Here is a 12,795-nt window from a genome sequence, read left to right as displayed (position 1 = left end):
TATGGACATGAATATAGTAATATAGAAAAGTCTGCAAAGTCAAAACAAACTGAAAGTAATTATTATCCATAATTGTATGAATGATATCATGGTTAGATAACAGAAAAGTCTTTTTATACCTGCTATAATGGTAGGAAATGTATACAAGGGATGGGAAAACGATGAAGCACGTCACCATATTGATCGCCGACGATGAAGCGGAGATTGCGGAGCTCGTTGCCTTACATGTGAAAAAAGAAGGTTACCACACAATTATCGCAGCGGATGGAAAGGAAGCACTCCAAGCGGTGCAGACGCATTCGATTGATTTGGCGATTCTCGATATTATGATGCCTGGACTGGATGGCTACGAGGTCACCCGTCTCATTCGTGAACAGCACAATATGCCGATTATCTTTTTGAGTGCCAAGACGTCCGATCTGGATAAAATTTCGGGATTGGTGATGGGCGCAGATGATTATATGACCAAGCCATTCAATCCAATGGAATTGGTCGCTCGTGTGAATGCCCAGCTGCGACGCTTTAAGCAGCTGAATCAACCAGCAGTAGCAGTAGCGAGTAACAAGGTCTTAGAGGCAGGGGGACTTGTCATTTATCCAGAGCAGCGAACTGTGAGCCTGTACGGAGAAACGATTGAGTTAACACCGAAAGAGTTTGATATTCTCTACCTGCTGGCCAGATATCCAAAGAAGGTGTTTAGTGCGGACAATATTTTTCAGATGGTGTGGGGCGAAGCGTACTATGAAGGTAGCAATACAGTCATGGTGCACATTCGCACCTTGCGAAAGAAGCTGGGAGAAGAAAAAACGAAAAACAAGTGGATCAAAACGGTCTGGGGAGTAGGGTATTCTTTTCATGGCTAAGATGATACGGAGCTTTCGGTTCCAAATGGTCAAGCTACTGGGCCTAAGTCTGCTTCTATCTGGTGCGGTTACCTATGTGATCTTTAAAACGCTACAGTTCTACTATCGAACACAGGTAAGGTTTGAAAGCTTGTTGACGCCGATTCGCTATTTTATGCGAGAAATAGGGGACATTTACTTCTTTCTGATTATTTTTGCTCCACTAGCCATACTGTTTTTCTTCCTGCTAACCAAACGGTATGCCGTCTACTTTCAGGAGATTTCCAGAGGAATTCATCATCTTGCAAACGGCGACTTTACCCATCATGTTCAAATACCGTCGAACGATGAGTTTGGCGATATTGCCAAGGACATCAATCTGGCGGGTGAAAAGTTGCAAGAAGCCGTACAAAGAGGAGATTTTGCCGAAAGCAGCAAGGATCAGTTGGTTTTAAACCTGGCGCATGACCTGCGGACGCCACTGACTTCTGTTTTAGGGTATTTGGACATCATTTTGCGGGACGAGCAGTTAACGGTGGAACAAGCCCGACATTACACGAATATTGCTTTTACCAAGTCGCAGCGTTTGGAAAAGCTGATCGATGAGCTCTTCGAAATTACGAGAATGAACTACGGCATGCTCACCATCCAACAGAACTTGATAGACCTGAGTGAACTGCTCATGCAGTTAAACGAGGAGCTATATCCTTCCTTGGAGAAAAATCAGTTGGAAACGAGAATGAATGTGGCATCACGATTGACGGTTTGTGGGGATGGTGAGCTCTTGGCACGCGTTTTCGAGAACATCATGACGAATGCCATCCGTTACGGGCACGATGGGCAGTTTGTTGATATCAACGGTTTTCTTGCGGGCGACGAGGTCGTTGTGCAGATTATCAACTATGGCAACGAGATTCCCCCGGAAGATCTGCCACATCTTTTCGAGGTGTTTTATACAGGTGACAAGGCCCGAAGCCATCAAAACGGAAGCACAGGTCTCGGGCTATTTATCGCCAAAAATATCGTCGAGCGCCACGAAGGGACGATTTCTGCCGAGAGCAATTTGATTCGGACGATTTTTGAAGTACGCTTACCTTACGAATTAACTCCCTCACTTTAAAAAAATTTAATGATTACCCCACTTTTTCTTTTAACAGTTTTCCTTATCCTGATCGGGTGACGAGCCAGGGTGGAACCTGTAATAGAAAAAGTGGGGTTTTTTGATTGGCTAAAAATGATCGGGGTTTAAAGTTTTTGGGGAGGTAAGGAATATGAAAAAACGTTTGTGGATCTGGCTGGGTGTGGGCGTGCTTGTGGCCGGGTTCGGTGTCTATGCAGCTTCTTCGGGAGAAAAGAAGAATGGCACTCCTGTCATGTTATCAACGGTGGTAACGGCCGATTTGGAAAGCACGATTTTGACGTCGGGCCTGGTCAAAGTACGAAATGAACATACATTGTTCGCTAACTATGCAGGTGAATTGCGGAATTTCTCCATCAAGGAGGGAGACAAAGTGACGAAAGGGCAGGTGATCGGCAATATCGACATGTCCGATGTCAGCAATGAAATCATGGATATCGAGGCACAGATCACCATTCAGGAAGCGAATATCGCAAGGCTCTCCAAAGGTGTGGAGCCTGAGGAAGTCACGAAAATGCAAGAGCAGCTTGCCCAGCATGAACGCGAATACCAAACGGCATTAAAAGATTACCAGCGAACGCAATCGCTGTTTACCGCAGGCGTGTCTACCCAACAAGCTTTAGAGGAGGCGAAGCAAAAGCTACAGACCGCAGAATCAAGAGTAAGGGTCGCGAAGCAAGACTTACTTTTGAAGCAAAAAGGGCCAGACAAGGCAGAGATTCGCTCCTACGAGGCGCAAATTCAAAAGCTGAATTTGGAAAAAGCAAAATATGAAAAGCAACGTGTGCAAAGCAGCATCGTGTCACCGATTGACGGGACGGTGCTCTCCATGAAGGTGAAACAAGGGAAGTACCTAAGTAAAGGCGAGGAAATTCTCACGGTTGGAGATACCAGTGATGTTATGGTCGAAGCAGCAGTTGGAGAATCTGACTTGCGTAAAATCAAAATCGGACAGGATGCGGTGGTCTCAGGCATTTCCTTAGGTGGAGAACAGTTGCAAGGTAAGGTGTCGCGCATATCTCCTATGGCTGTAACCAGCAAAGAGCCGGGTGGAGAGAGTACGGGAGTGCCGGTCGCTGTCCATATAAATGAGACGAGGGAGTATTTGAAGCCAGGTTTTCACGTGGATGTGAACATCGTCCTGCAAAAAGCAGCAAACGCCATGCAAGTCCCCATTGAGGCAGTCGTGATGGACCAAGATGGATCTTCTTTTGTCTGGGTAGCGGAAAATGGCAAGGCCAAGAAGAAAAAAGTGACGACTGGAATTGAAAGTGAATTGTTTATCCAAATTGAAAGCGGATTGGATGGCAGTGAAGAATTGGTAGCGAATCCACCGGAAACCTTGCAGGAAAATGAAGTGATCTTCCAAGCATCTCCCGAAGAGTTTGCGGGGTAAAGGAGGATACCTATGCTGAACATTGAGGGGTTAACCAAACAGTACAAGACGGATGAGCTGGAGCTGTTCGCTTTGCAAAATATCAATATTCACGTAGCTCAAGGTGAATTCGTGGCGATCGTGGGACCTTCTGGTTCCGGAAAATCGACGTTTATGAACATGCTGGGTTGTCTGGACCGGCCAACCTCCGGATCGTATGTCTTGGATGGAATTGATGTTACGCAGTTGAAGGATAGTGGGCTGGCGCAGGTACGCAATCAAAAAATCGGCTTTGTCTTTCAATCGTTTCATCTGTTGCCACGTGCTACTTCGCTGCGAAACGTTGAGCTGCCGATGATGTATGCGGGCGTCGGCATGACAGAGCGCAAAAAAAGAGCGAAAGCGGCGTTGCAGCGTGTCGGGCTTGCCCAGCGGATGGATCATAAACCAACGCAGCTGTCCGGCGGTCAAAGACAGCGGGTAGCTATCGCCAGAGCGTTGGTTAACCAGCCAGCCATTTTGCTTGCTGACGAGCCGACAGGGAATCTGGATAGTCGTTCCAGCATCGAGATCATGGCGATTTTTCAGGAGCTACATGCGCAAGGGGTAACGATTCTCCTCGTCACACACGAGGCGGATATCGCTCAGCATGCCGAGCGCGTCATTACGTTTCGAGATGGTCATATCATCCGAGATGAGCGAGTGGAGAATCGTTTGTTTGCTACTCCGTCCGAGGTGGTGATCCTCACGTGAATTTACTCGAAAGCTTTCGTACCGCTCTGGAAGGGATTGGGACAAATAAGCTCCGAGCTACCTTGACGATGTCTGGGATCATCATCGGAATCATGTCTGTTATTGCCGTGATTACACTAGGAAACGGCAGTCAACAGGCCTATACTGATCAGTTGGAGAAGCTGGGTGCTACTAATTTCAGCATTACTGTTTGGTGGGGCCAAGGAAGCAAGATTACTGATTTGACAGTGGAGGATGCTTATGCACTTCCCCAACAATCGCCCTACATTGAAGCGGCCGTGCCGTTCACAAATTATTTTGGAACGATTCGAGGCCCGAAAAAGGGGAAGGACGCAAGTATACAAGGAACAAATGAGGATCTGTTAAAGGTTCAACCCAACTTGAAACTAGTTGCAGGTAGATATTTTACTGCGAAGGAAGTAAGAGAGGGAAAGCCGGTTATCGTTTTAACCGAAAAGTTAGCGGCAGGGCTTTTCGGACGTGAAGACCCGATTGGCAAGCGTTTGACTTACCAAGCAGCATCCTTCGTCGTTATTGGCGTGGTAAGGGAAGCCAAGCTGATGGTTGACGCTGGTCGATCCGAGGGTGCCTATGTGCCGATTACCTTTCTGCACAATAGGGACGGGTACGAGTACGTTCATACGATAACCGTAAAAGCCAAGTCGAAGGAAACGATGGAAGCAGCCAAGAGTCAAACAGAGAAATACTTAAACCGCAGGCACGATCGTGAAAACTACTACCAAATCGATAGTATCGAGAATGCACTGGGGGAGATGGATTCCTTTTCCGGCACGCTCACCACGATTTTTAGTGTCGCAGCCGGGATTGCGCTGTTTGTTGGTGGGATTGGCGTCATGAACATCATGCTCGTATCCGTCACGGAGCGGACGCGGGAAATCGGCATTCGCAAAGCGTTAGGGGCCCGTTACAGAGATATTATGCTGCAGTTTTTGATTGAGTCGCTGATCGTCTGCCTGATTGGTGGAACGATTGGCGTGCTGCTCGGCATCGGGACAGCCATGTTTGCCTCGCAATATGTTGATGTGCCACCGCTATTAACGTGGGAAAGTATCGCAATTGCCTTCGGGTTCTCTAGTGCCATTGGTATTTTCTTTGGGCTCTATCCTGCTCATAAGGCAGCTAGGCTCCATCCGATTGACGCGTTGCGATATGAGTGAGGAACGAAATAGAAATGACTAGCAGATATCGCTGCTAGTCATTTTTCTATTAGTCCCGAACTCGGAGTCCTATGAGTAATGAATCGAAAGAAAGTTCCAGTAAAATAAATAGCCAGTATATAGGATGGAAAGTATCGCTGCTGCGCTATTCACTACCTTCCAGCGATCGGGCTCCTTGGCTGTTCCGATTCGCAGGAGTAAATAAGCAGCGGCGGCCAACGAAACAATCGGTAGGGATGCGACAACGAATTGGTAGAAGGCCGGGTAGCCATAGACAAGCTCTGTGTTTGCATAGGTGAATTGGATGATAAAAAACAAGCTATGAAGCAGAGCCATAATCGGAACGATCTTCGAAATAGCGTGCGATTGTTTGCGCCATTTGCGTAGCCCGAAACGAGCGATCCAGACGAGCGAAAGAAGGATGAACACGATTCCGGGAATCACATATAGAGCCAGGAGAACAGGCGGACTTTCGATGAAGGAGATACGAGGGAGCGAGAAGTTCATCGGTCCTGTCATATAAAATTTCCCTTGTTCCTCGTGAAAATATAGCTGTTCCTCACCGTCGATCTCTTGAAAGAAATGATCGTCTACCTGTACAAACTTTTTCTCAAGGGATTGCTGTCCTTCATTCTGGAATAAACCAGTCACGGATATCGTCTGGCCATCCAATGCTTTCACTGTGTAAGGGTAGCTACTAAGCAGCCGAAGCCCTTTGCCCCAGCCATTCTCGGGCGTCAGGGTAAGCAGATATTGGCCTTCCAGCTTTTTCATTTCGTCTATGGTGCCATCAACAGGAGTTAAGGGCTTGCGGACTTGCTCTGTCAGTAGCTTGTCGGTAAACGCGTTCACGACCTTGCCGTGCAGCTCCAAGCCCGGATGCGTGGCGTTCACCGCAACAAAGATGCCGATTGATTCTGAGGGAATCAGCACCATTTTCGAGATAAAGCCATCAATCCCACCGTTTGCCCATAGGGTAGGAATGCCGTTTTTCGTCTCTCCTTTAAAAAAGCCGTAGCCGATCCCGTACATGCGCTTGTGGGCCGCGAATTGCTGGGCATGCATAAGCTGGACAGTTTCTGGTTTGAGCAGAGATGTGCCGTTATAGCTGCCGCCAGAAAGATGGGCGATCATATAGGGGGCGAAGTCAACTGGTGTCATATTAGCGGCACCACTCCCTGGGAAAATAATCCCCGAGTAAGGAATCGTTTGATAGGCGTTTCCGTCGTAATAATAGCTTTTAGCCAGCTTGCTCTTGTCCTTTGGGAGATACAATTCGGCGGAATCCATACCGAGCGGGCGGAAGATATTCTCCCGCATATAGTCATGCAAAGATTGACCGGAAGCTTGTTCGATTACACTCCCTAACAATCCGGTGCCCGCATTGCTGTATTGAAATTTGCTGCCTGGCGTGAAAATCGTCTCCTGCATCTGAAGCGTTTCATTTACGGGCTCGGTCGAGAATTCTGGTATCACACTCTCGTGGTTGTCTCTTTTATAAATTTTTTCATCTATACCCGCTGTATGTGTGAGCAGGTGGTGGAGTGTGATCGGGCCGTAACGATTATTGGTAATTTTGTAGTCTTTTAGGACGGTGTTCAAATCTTCGCGTAAGGAAAGCTTGCCTTTTTCCACGAGCTGCATCGCTGCAGTAGCAGTAAACGACTTGGTCACGGAACCGATTCGAAACACCGTACGTTCAGGATCAACGGGGATTTGCTGTTCGACGTCGGCAAAACCATAGCCTTTTTTAAAAATGATGTGGTCTCCCTGGGTAATGACAATGGCTGCGCCCGGGATATGCAAGTTGTTCATTTCATTTTTCATGACGGGATCAACTACTTGTTCGATGGAAAGAGCAGTAAGAGGGGAGCGAGCATTGACCACAGATAGGGGCTGTATCAGCATGAGGCACGATACGAGCAGAACGGCAAACCATTTTCGTAAAGCAAATAATGTCATGTTTCATCACCTTTCGCGTTTTGCGTCAGTCAATTGTTGTAAGCCAGCGACAGGGATGAGTATAGGACGATGAGTGTCACGGTGAGAAGTAACAGAATGTCATTGTTTGTCGTGATAGTAGCTGATCGTCATCTGATACTATAATGGAGAGAAAGTTTGGGTGAAGATGAGGTGTGCCAATTGCTTGCATTTGTTAAACGATGGTTATGGGTCGACTGGATGATCTTCACCATCCACTTTATGTGGGGTATGACGATTATTCTCGGTTTTGTCCGCCATGACGATCAATTGCCTTATCCGACAGGGATTACATGGATCGTGTTGTTCTTCGTGCTTGTCGTCCCCAGTTGTTTGCGTCGATACTCTCGTAACCTATATTTGTTCGCTGAGATTATTTTGAGTGGAGGCTTGTGCATTGCCTTGAACTTCTTTTTTGAAGGAGTAAGATGGCAGTTTATCCCCATCGCTTTTCTCATCGGGTATCACAGTGTGGAACGATCTTATCGCTGGACGGGACCATTGGCGATTTTGGCGATTCCGGTGATTCCGTTTCTTGTGGGCGAGGCAATTGGGTTTGATTTCGGGCCAATAGTCGTAAGTGATCTAATCGTGTACCATTTCGCGGCATATGCGCTTGGTTTTGCCTTTCAATTGCTTAGCCGTATGCACAAGCAAGGCCTGATCATTCAACATCAGAACCAAATATTGGAGCAATACACTTCCCAGGTGGAGGAAATCACGCTGCTGGAAGAACGGAACAAAATGTCCAGAGAGCTGCATGACACGATCGGGCACACGATGACATCGCTTATTATGGGGATGGAGATGCTTCGGTCTAAAATACCAGATGCGGAGGCTAGTCGGCTGGACATGCTTTTGCGGATGGCCCGACAAGGTTTGGACGAGTCCAGAGGGATTTTTCACAAGTGGGCTCAGAATGGCTATGAATCTGCTACGACGATGGAGTCCGCCTTCGTTGAATTGATCGAGCAATTTCAAGTGGCTACAGGGGTGTCCGTCAAGCTGCGTATGTACGGTGCTGAGTATGCGTTGAGCCGTTCCATAAAGCTGACTTTGTACCGCTGCTTGCAAGAAACACTGACCAATGCTGTGCGACACGGAAAAGCATCACAAATTCAAGTGGGGCTTTACTTTGAAGAAGCCCAGATCCGGTTGCAGGTCGAAGATAATGGGCAAGGAAATGGGACAATCGAATTCGGCTTTGGTTTGCAATCGATGAAGGAAAGGCTGGAAGCACTTCAGGGACGATTATCGATCCATTGTATGGACGAAGGAGGTGTGACGGTCATTTGTAGTCTGCCAGCTATGCAGGCTGTACCAAGTGCAGGCATACGTATCCTGATCGTCGATGATCAGCCCTTTGTGAGGGAAAGCTTGCAACTCGTTTTACAGAATCAGCAGGATTTGCAGGTGGTCGGGGTCGCAGAGAACGGCTTGATGGCACTGGACATCATTCCAAAAGAAAAGCCCGACGTCGTACTTTTGGATGTTCAAATGCCTGTCATGGACGGGGCGAAGACACTACAAGCGATACGCGAGCGGTGGCCGGATATGCGTGTCATTATGTTGACGACCTTCGAAGAAACAGCCCTTGCGGCAGAAACACTGGGGAGCGGCGCGAATGGCTACTTGTTAAAATCGGTTAGTCCGATCGAGCTGGTAGAGGCGATACGAGTAGTTCATCAGGGTGAAGCATTGATTAACCATAAGATTGCGGATGTCCTTTTCAAAGAAATGCGTTTGCAGCAAGAAGAGCTGAATGGACTTCGCCAAAAGCAAGGACGCGAGTGTCCCTATGGCATGACGGAACGGGAAAGAGGCATACTGACCTCGTTAGTAGAGGGGCTTCGCATGAAAACAATCGCGGAGAAAATCTTTCTTTCTGAAGGAACAGTGCGCAATTGCACCACAGTGATTTATGCAAAATTGGGTGTTAAGAATCGCGAAGAGGCCGTTAAAAAAGCGCGGGACGAAGGGCTTACTGGTTAGATGGCAAGTATTTTTTGGTAGTTATGGTAGAATGGACAGTATCGAATGGAGGTTATATCAAAGATGAGTCAATTGCCAAATTGCCCAAAATGTCATTCAGAATACACGTACGAGGATGGAAGCTCCTTGGTATGCCCGGAATGCAGCCATGAGTGGACGTTGCAAGCAGACAGCGACAACGGTGAAGATAACAAAGTCATCAAGGACGCGAATGGAAATGTCTTGAACGATGGCGACACCGTAACCGTCATTAAAGACCTCAAGGTTAAAGGGACTTCTTTGGTCGTGAAAATCGGAACAAAAGTGAAGAATATCCGTTTGATAGACGGAGACCATGATATCGACTGCAAAATCGATGGTTTTGGTCCAATGAAATTGAAATCGGAATTTGTGAAAAAGGTGTAAGCCGGGAATGTAACGGACAGGAAAAAGCTGACTGCATGGTAGATTGCAGTCAGCTTTTTTCGTAAAGGCAAAGTCTTGTTAGGTGAGACGATGAATGGACCAGACGATGCCCTCGCCGCCTCCGCCTAAGTTGAGGTTGATGGTCAATCCATTGGCAACATAGAACAAACCGAGAGTATCACCTGCATGGAGTTGAACGTCACCTGCGAGCGTGACGGTTCCCGCCCCCAGAATGGCTCTTAATATGAGTACGAGCGCAATGTTTACGTTGAGAACAGGAAAATCACCGGTAATGAGATTTGTTGCAGTAGGGGTGATTCTCTGTACTTCAATTGCAGGGGTGATTTCCGGGTCTAAACTACTGGTAATGGCTTCGCTTGTTTCATAGTTAATGGTTGCTTTGATGGCATAAGTTCCAGTCGCTGGTACCGTATAAGTGCCAGTTAGCGGGTTGAAACTTGGACTATCATAGTAGGGGCTCGCTGTTGACCAGTTAACCAATTGGGAGGATTCACCAAGGGTTACAGTTGATAAAAAGGCTGAGAAGTTTTCAGTGGTGAAAGCAGGTCCAGTAGCGCCAGTGGCCCCGGTAGCGCCAGTTTCTCCGGTGGCACCCGTCGCGCCAGTCGGTCCAGTAATCCCCGTCGCACCTGTAGCCCCGGTGGCACCCGTTACACCAACGCCCGTGGCCCCTGTAGCCCCCGTTATGGCACCTGTGCTGCTGGATGAAACAGACAGGATGTTGTCCAGTTTCGCTTGCAAGAGCATTTCTTTTTTCGTAACGTCTTGCAAGGTTTGGCGAACGCTTGCATTCACCAGAAGGAGATCGCTTACCGAAGCAGGAACAGTCAAGCCTGGTAGTGTACCAATGGCATATTGCATGTTTTCTGCTTCTGCATGAATAATATGCCCGAGGCTTAGCTCTTCGATGGCGATGGAAGTAAGGAGGAGATTGATAGCATCGTCTCTCGTTACAGTAATGGTGGGAGTAATATTGGGAATATTGGCTTGAGACATGGCATTCATCCTTCCTGTTACATTCAAAAACTTATTACTATGCTATGAGGCTTTATCTGTGCGCGTGCCTGGCTGTATAGAAACGGAAAAAAGCCAATCTGATTTCCAGATTGACCTTTGTGTTAACTGGTAAGCACCGTGCTCATCAAAAAATAGACCACCATTGCTTATGGCATGTATACATTCACCCACAGGGTGGGTAACTTTTTCATGATCACGAGGGGAGTCAGGTCAGAGACTCAAAGTACTTTTTGTTGTAGAGAATGCTAGGGTGAGTTGGGTTGTATAAATAGGCAATATCATTGTGGTGACGTGATTTCTCGTTGTCCCCCATTTGAGAATAGCATAAGCAGAGTTGCAGATGAGGTAGCCAGGTCCAGGAAACATGGTCGATGTGTGCGAGCTTTTCAGCAGGTTCCTCTACTTTTGTTGCGAGATCATACCAAAAAATGGCGAGTAGCCAATTTTTATCTTCGACGTGATAGGCTCCGATCTGGCAGCATGCTTCCGCCCGTGGGCGATCGTAGTTGAACGTACGGTATAGCGACGAGAGAACATTATGTCTCTCACAGAGGTGGGAATAGCAACTCGCCAACTTCAGGCAAGCGTTAATGTTGTCCTCTACCCAGCCTTGTTGGGTGTTCAGGAACTTCGTGTAAAAAGTAATGGCCTCTTCATGATACTGATTGTCGCGTAATTCATTCGCATAATAGTACAAGTCCCGTGGGGAGAATTCTTCCCCTTTGGCATCCCTGCGTCGATAGATTTGCAGATTGCGGTCCGTGTATTCCTTCTGCTTGTTATGCGTGATGGATATGTCACTGTTGATGACGTTACCGCTCACTTCCAAATACTCATGGACGGGCCCGATCCAGCGAAAACCGCGGTCGCGTTTTACGAGGCGATTGCGGCGAATGCTGTATGCCACATTCCCATTGCTGTCTACAGAGAGGTTGTAGTTCATCGTGACACTGTCGATACTGTAATTCAACGTAAACCTCAACTCGCGGAAGAGCTGACGGTCTTTTTCCAGAAGGATATCGTCTGCATCCAACCAAAAAATATAGGGGCATGTTGCCTTGCTGAACGCATAGTTGCGTGCGGCTGAAAAATCATCAATCCACTCAAAATCATAAAGGGTACAGCCATAGTTGGACGCAATTTCTTTCGTGCGGTCTGTTGAACCTGTGTCGACGATAATGATTTCATCAACCAGATCCGCAACGGTGGAGAGGCAACGCTCCAGAGCGTCTTCTTCATTTTTGACGATCATACATAAACTGATTGAAATCTGATTCGCTTTCCCCGCAGTCATGCCATTTTTTTTGCGATACTCGCTCACTCCTGCCAGATCAGACTGCCGGTAGATGTGGTACCCAGGAAGGTGCGTATCTACATGCAAAGAAAAGCCCATGGCTACAGCCCGGACGCAAAAATGCCGATCTTCTCCCCAGAACGACAAGTTGGCTATTCGTTTAAAACTGACGCCTGCCTCCAAGACCTTTCGACGAATTAACGTGCATGCACCGAGACCTCCTACCTCGTACACACCCGGTTTACGCAGCATCTCTAAAAAGTTTTGGTTCTCCGCTGATTCGGACTCGCCTTCGCGTGTCAACGTGTATTGATCCATCAGCCAAACTTGAGGAAGCTCAATCGAATCAGGCTGCCAGCGTGTCCAGTAAATGTTGGAGATAATATCTTTATTGGCTTGAAGCAGATGTTGCAGGGTGTGAGGGTGTAAAACGAGATCAGAATCGATCAAAAACAAGTAATCGAAACCCTCTTTGAGCGCATAGGAGATAATCGTATCTTTCATTTGCGCTACCTTCCAAATATTTCGCTCCGTCCAATAATGGGTCATTTCATTTCGGACATACGTATCATCGTCTGTGTTTTTGAGGATGACAGTTCGTTTGTTCGCCTTCTCGAAATCAGCCAAGAGTGTACTGGATACTGGGTCTTTGTTATCGTCAATGAACATGTAATGAACCAATTCATTTTTGGTAGTCAACTCCGTGAGGGATTGAAGGAATTCCTCCAAAATAATCGGGAATTGTTGAATGGGACTCCCGATTAAAATACGTTTTTTACCCATGGTACACCCCCATATGT

At 47.3% G+C, this 12,795-nt stretch carries 10 protein-coding genes; 7 read left to right on the top strand and 3 right to left on the bottom strand.

Annotation, left to right across the window (positions count from 1 at the left end; translation table 11 throughout):
- The first annotated feature begins 161 nt into the window (after positions 1 to 161).
- From HPY31_RS07000 to HPY31_RS06980, 5 genes are all read left to right on the top strand, one after another.
- Positions 162 to 863, top strand: a complete 702-nt coding sequence (locus HPY31_RS07000; protein ID WP_172139596.1) for a response regulator transcription factor — start codon at positions 162 to 164, stop codon at positions 861 to 863.
- A complete protein-coding gene (locus HPY31_RS06995) occupies positions 856 to 1,962 on the top strand; it encodes a sensor histidine kinase (protein WP_172139594.1) in 1,107 nt (368 codons plus the stop codon). The genes HPY31_RS07000 and HPY31_RS06995 overlap by 8 nt, the downstream gene beginning before the upstream one ends.
- A 151-nt stretch (positions 1,963 to 2,113) precedes the next feature.
- Complete coding sequence (locus tag HPY31_RS06990; RefSeq protein WP_172139592.1) at positions 2,114 to 3,376, top strand: efflux RND transporter periplasmic adaptor subunit; 1,263 nt, start codon at positions 2,114 to 2,116, stop codon at positions 3,374 to 3,376.
- 12 nt (positions 3,377 to 3,388) lie between these two features.
- The gene (locus HPY31_RS06985) at positions 3,389 to 4,108 is read left to right on the top strand and encodes an ABC transporter ATP-binding protein (protein ID WP_172139590.1); all 720 of its coding nucleotides are present in this window, start codon (positions 3,389 to 3,391) and stop codon (positions 4,106 to 4,108) included.
- On the top strand, positions 4,105 to 5,286 hold the full coding sequence (locus HPY31_RS06980; protein ID WP_172139588.1) for an ABC transporter permease: 1,182 nt from the start codon (positions 4,105 to 4,107) through the stop codon (positions 5,284 to 5,286). The genes HPY31_RS06985 and HPY31_RS06980 overlap by 4 nt, the downstream gene beginning before the upstream one ends.
- Before the next feature lie 69 nt (positions 5,287 to 5,355).
- Here the strand turns inward: HPY31_RS06980 and HPY31_RS06975 are convergent, their stop codons facing one another.
- A complete protein-coding gene (locus HPY31_RS06975) occupies positions 5,356 to 7,248 on the bottom strand; it encodes a serine hydrolase domain-containing protein (RefSeq protein ID WP_172139586.1) in 1,893 nt (630 codons plus the stop codon).
- A gap of 156 nt (positions 7,249 to 7,404) precedes the next feature.
- On the opposite strand from HPY31_RS06975, the gene HPY31_RS06970 reads away from it, so the two are divergent.
- Together HPY31_RS06970 and HPY31_RS06965 are read left to right on the top strand one after the other, a co-directional pair.
- Entirely contained in the window at positions 7,405 to 9,258 is a 1,854-nt protein-coding gene (locus tag HPY31_RS06970) for a helix-turn-helix transcriptional regulator (protein WP_172139584.1), read from the top strand.
- A 63-nt stretch (positions 9,259 to 9,321) separates the two neighbouring features.
- The gene (locus tag HPY31_RS06965) at positions 9,322 to 9,663 is read left to right on the top strand and encodes a zinc ribbon domain-containing protein YjdM (protein ID WP_015893952.1); all 342 of its coding nucleotides are present in this window, start codon (positions 9,322 to 9,324) and stop codon (positions 9,661 to 9,663) included.
- A gap of 78 nt (positions 9,664 to 9,741) precedes the next feature.
- On the opposite strand, the gene HPY31_RS06960 is transcribed toward HPY31_RS06965, so the two are convergent.
- Both HPY31_RS06960 and HPY31_RS06955 read right to left on the bottom strand, forming a co-directional pair.
- On the bottom strand, positions 9,742 to 10,680 hold the full coding sequence (locus tag HPY31_RS06960) for an alpha-helical endospore appendage domain-containing protein (protein ID WP_172139582.1): 939 nt from the start codon (positions 10,678 to 10,680) through the stop codon (positions 9,742 to 9,744).
- A 226-nt stretch (positions 10,681 to 10,906) separates the two neighbouring features.
- Entirely contained in the window at positions 10,907 to 12,778 is a 1,872-nt protein-coding gene (locus tag HPY31_RS06955) for a glycosyltransferase (RefSeq protein WP_172139580.1), read from the bottom strand.
- Positions 12,779 to 12,795: the final 17 nt, after the last annotated feature.

Source organism: Brevibacillus sp. HB1.3 (assembly GCF_013186635.1).
GTDB classification, from domain to species: domain Bacteria; phylum Bacillota; class Bacilli; order Brevibacillales; family Brevibacillaceae; genus Brevibacillus; species Brevibacillus brevis_D.
This window is presented reverse-complemented; position numbering and strand designations above follow the sequence as displayed.

Coding starts and splice junctions, on each gene's coding strand:
- HPY31_RS07000 (WP_172139596.1), top strand. CDS start 162: ATGAAGCACGTCACCATATTGATCGCCGACGATGAAGCGGAGATTGCG.
- HPY31_RS06995 (WP_172139594.1), top strand. CDS start 856: ATGGCTAAGATGATACGGAGCTTTCGGTTCCAAATGGTCAAGCTACTG.
- HPY31_RS06990 (WP_172139592.1), top strand. CDS start 2,114: ATGAAAAAACGTTTGTGGATCTGGCTGGGTGTGGGCGTGCTTGTGGCC.
- HPY31_RS06985 (WP_172139590.1), top strand. CDS start 3,389: ATGCTGAACATTGAGGGGTTAACCAAACAGTACAAGACGGATGAGCTG.
- HPY31_RS06975 (WP_172139586.1), bottom strand. CDS start 7,248: ATGACATTATTTGCTTTACGAAAATGGTTTGCCGTTCTGCTCGTATCG.
- HPY31_RS06965 (WP_015893952.1), top strand. CDS start 9,322: ATGAGTCAATTGCCAAATTGCCCAAAATGTCATTCAGAATACACGTAC.
- HPY31_RS06960 (WP_172139582.1), bottom strand. CDS start 10,680: ATGTCTCAAGCCAATATTCCCAATATTACTCCCACCATTACTGTAACG.
- HPY31_RS06955 (WP_172139580.1), bottom strand. CDS start 12,778: ATGGGTAAAAAACGTATTTTAATCGGGAGTCCCATTCAACAATTCCCG.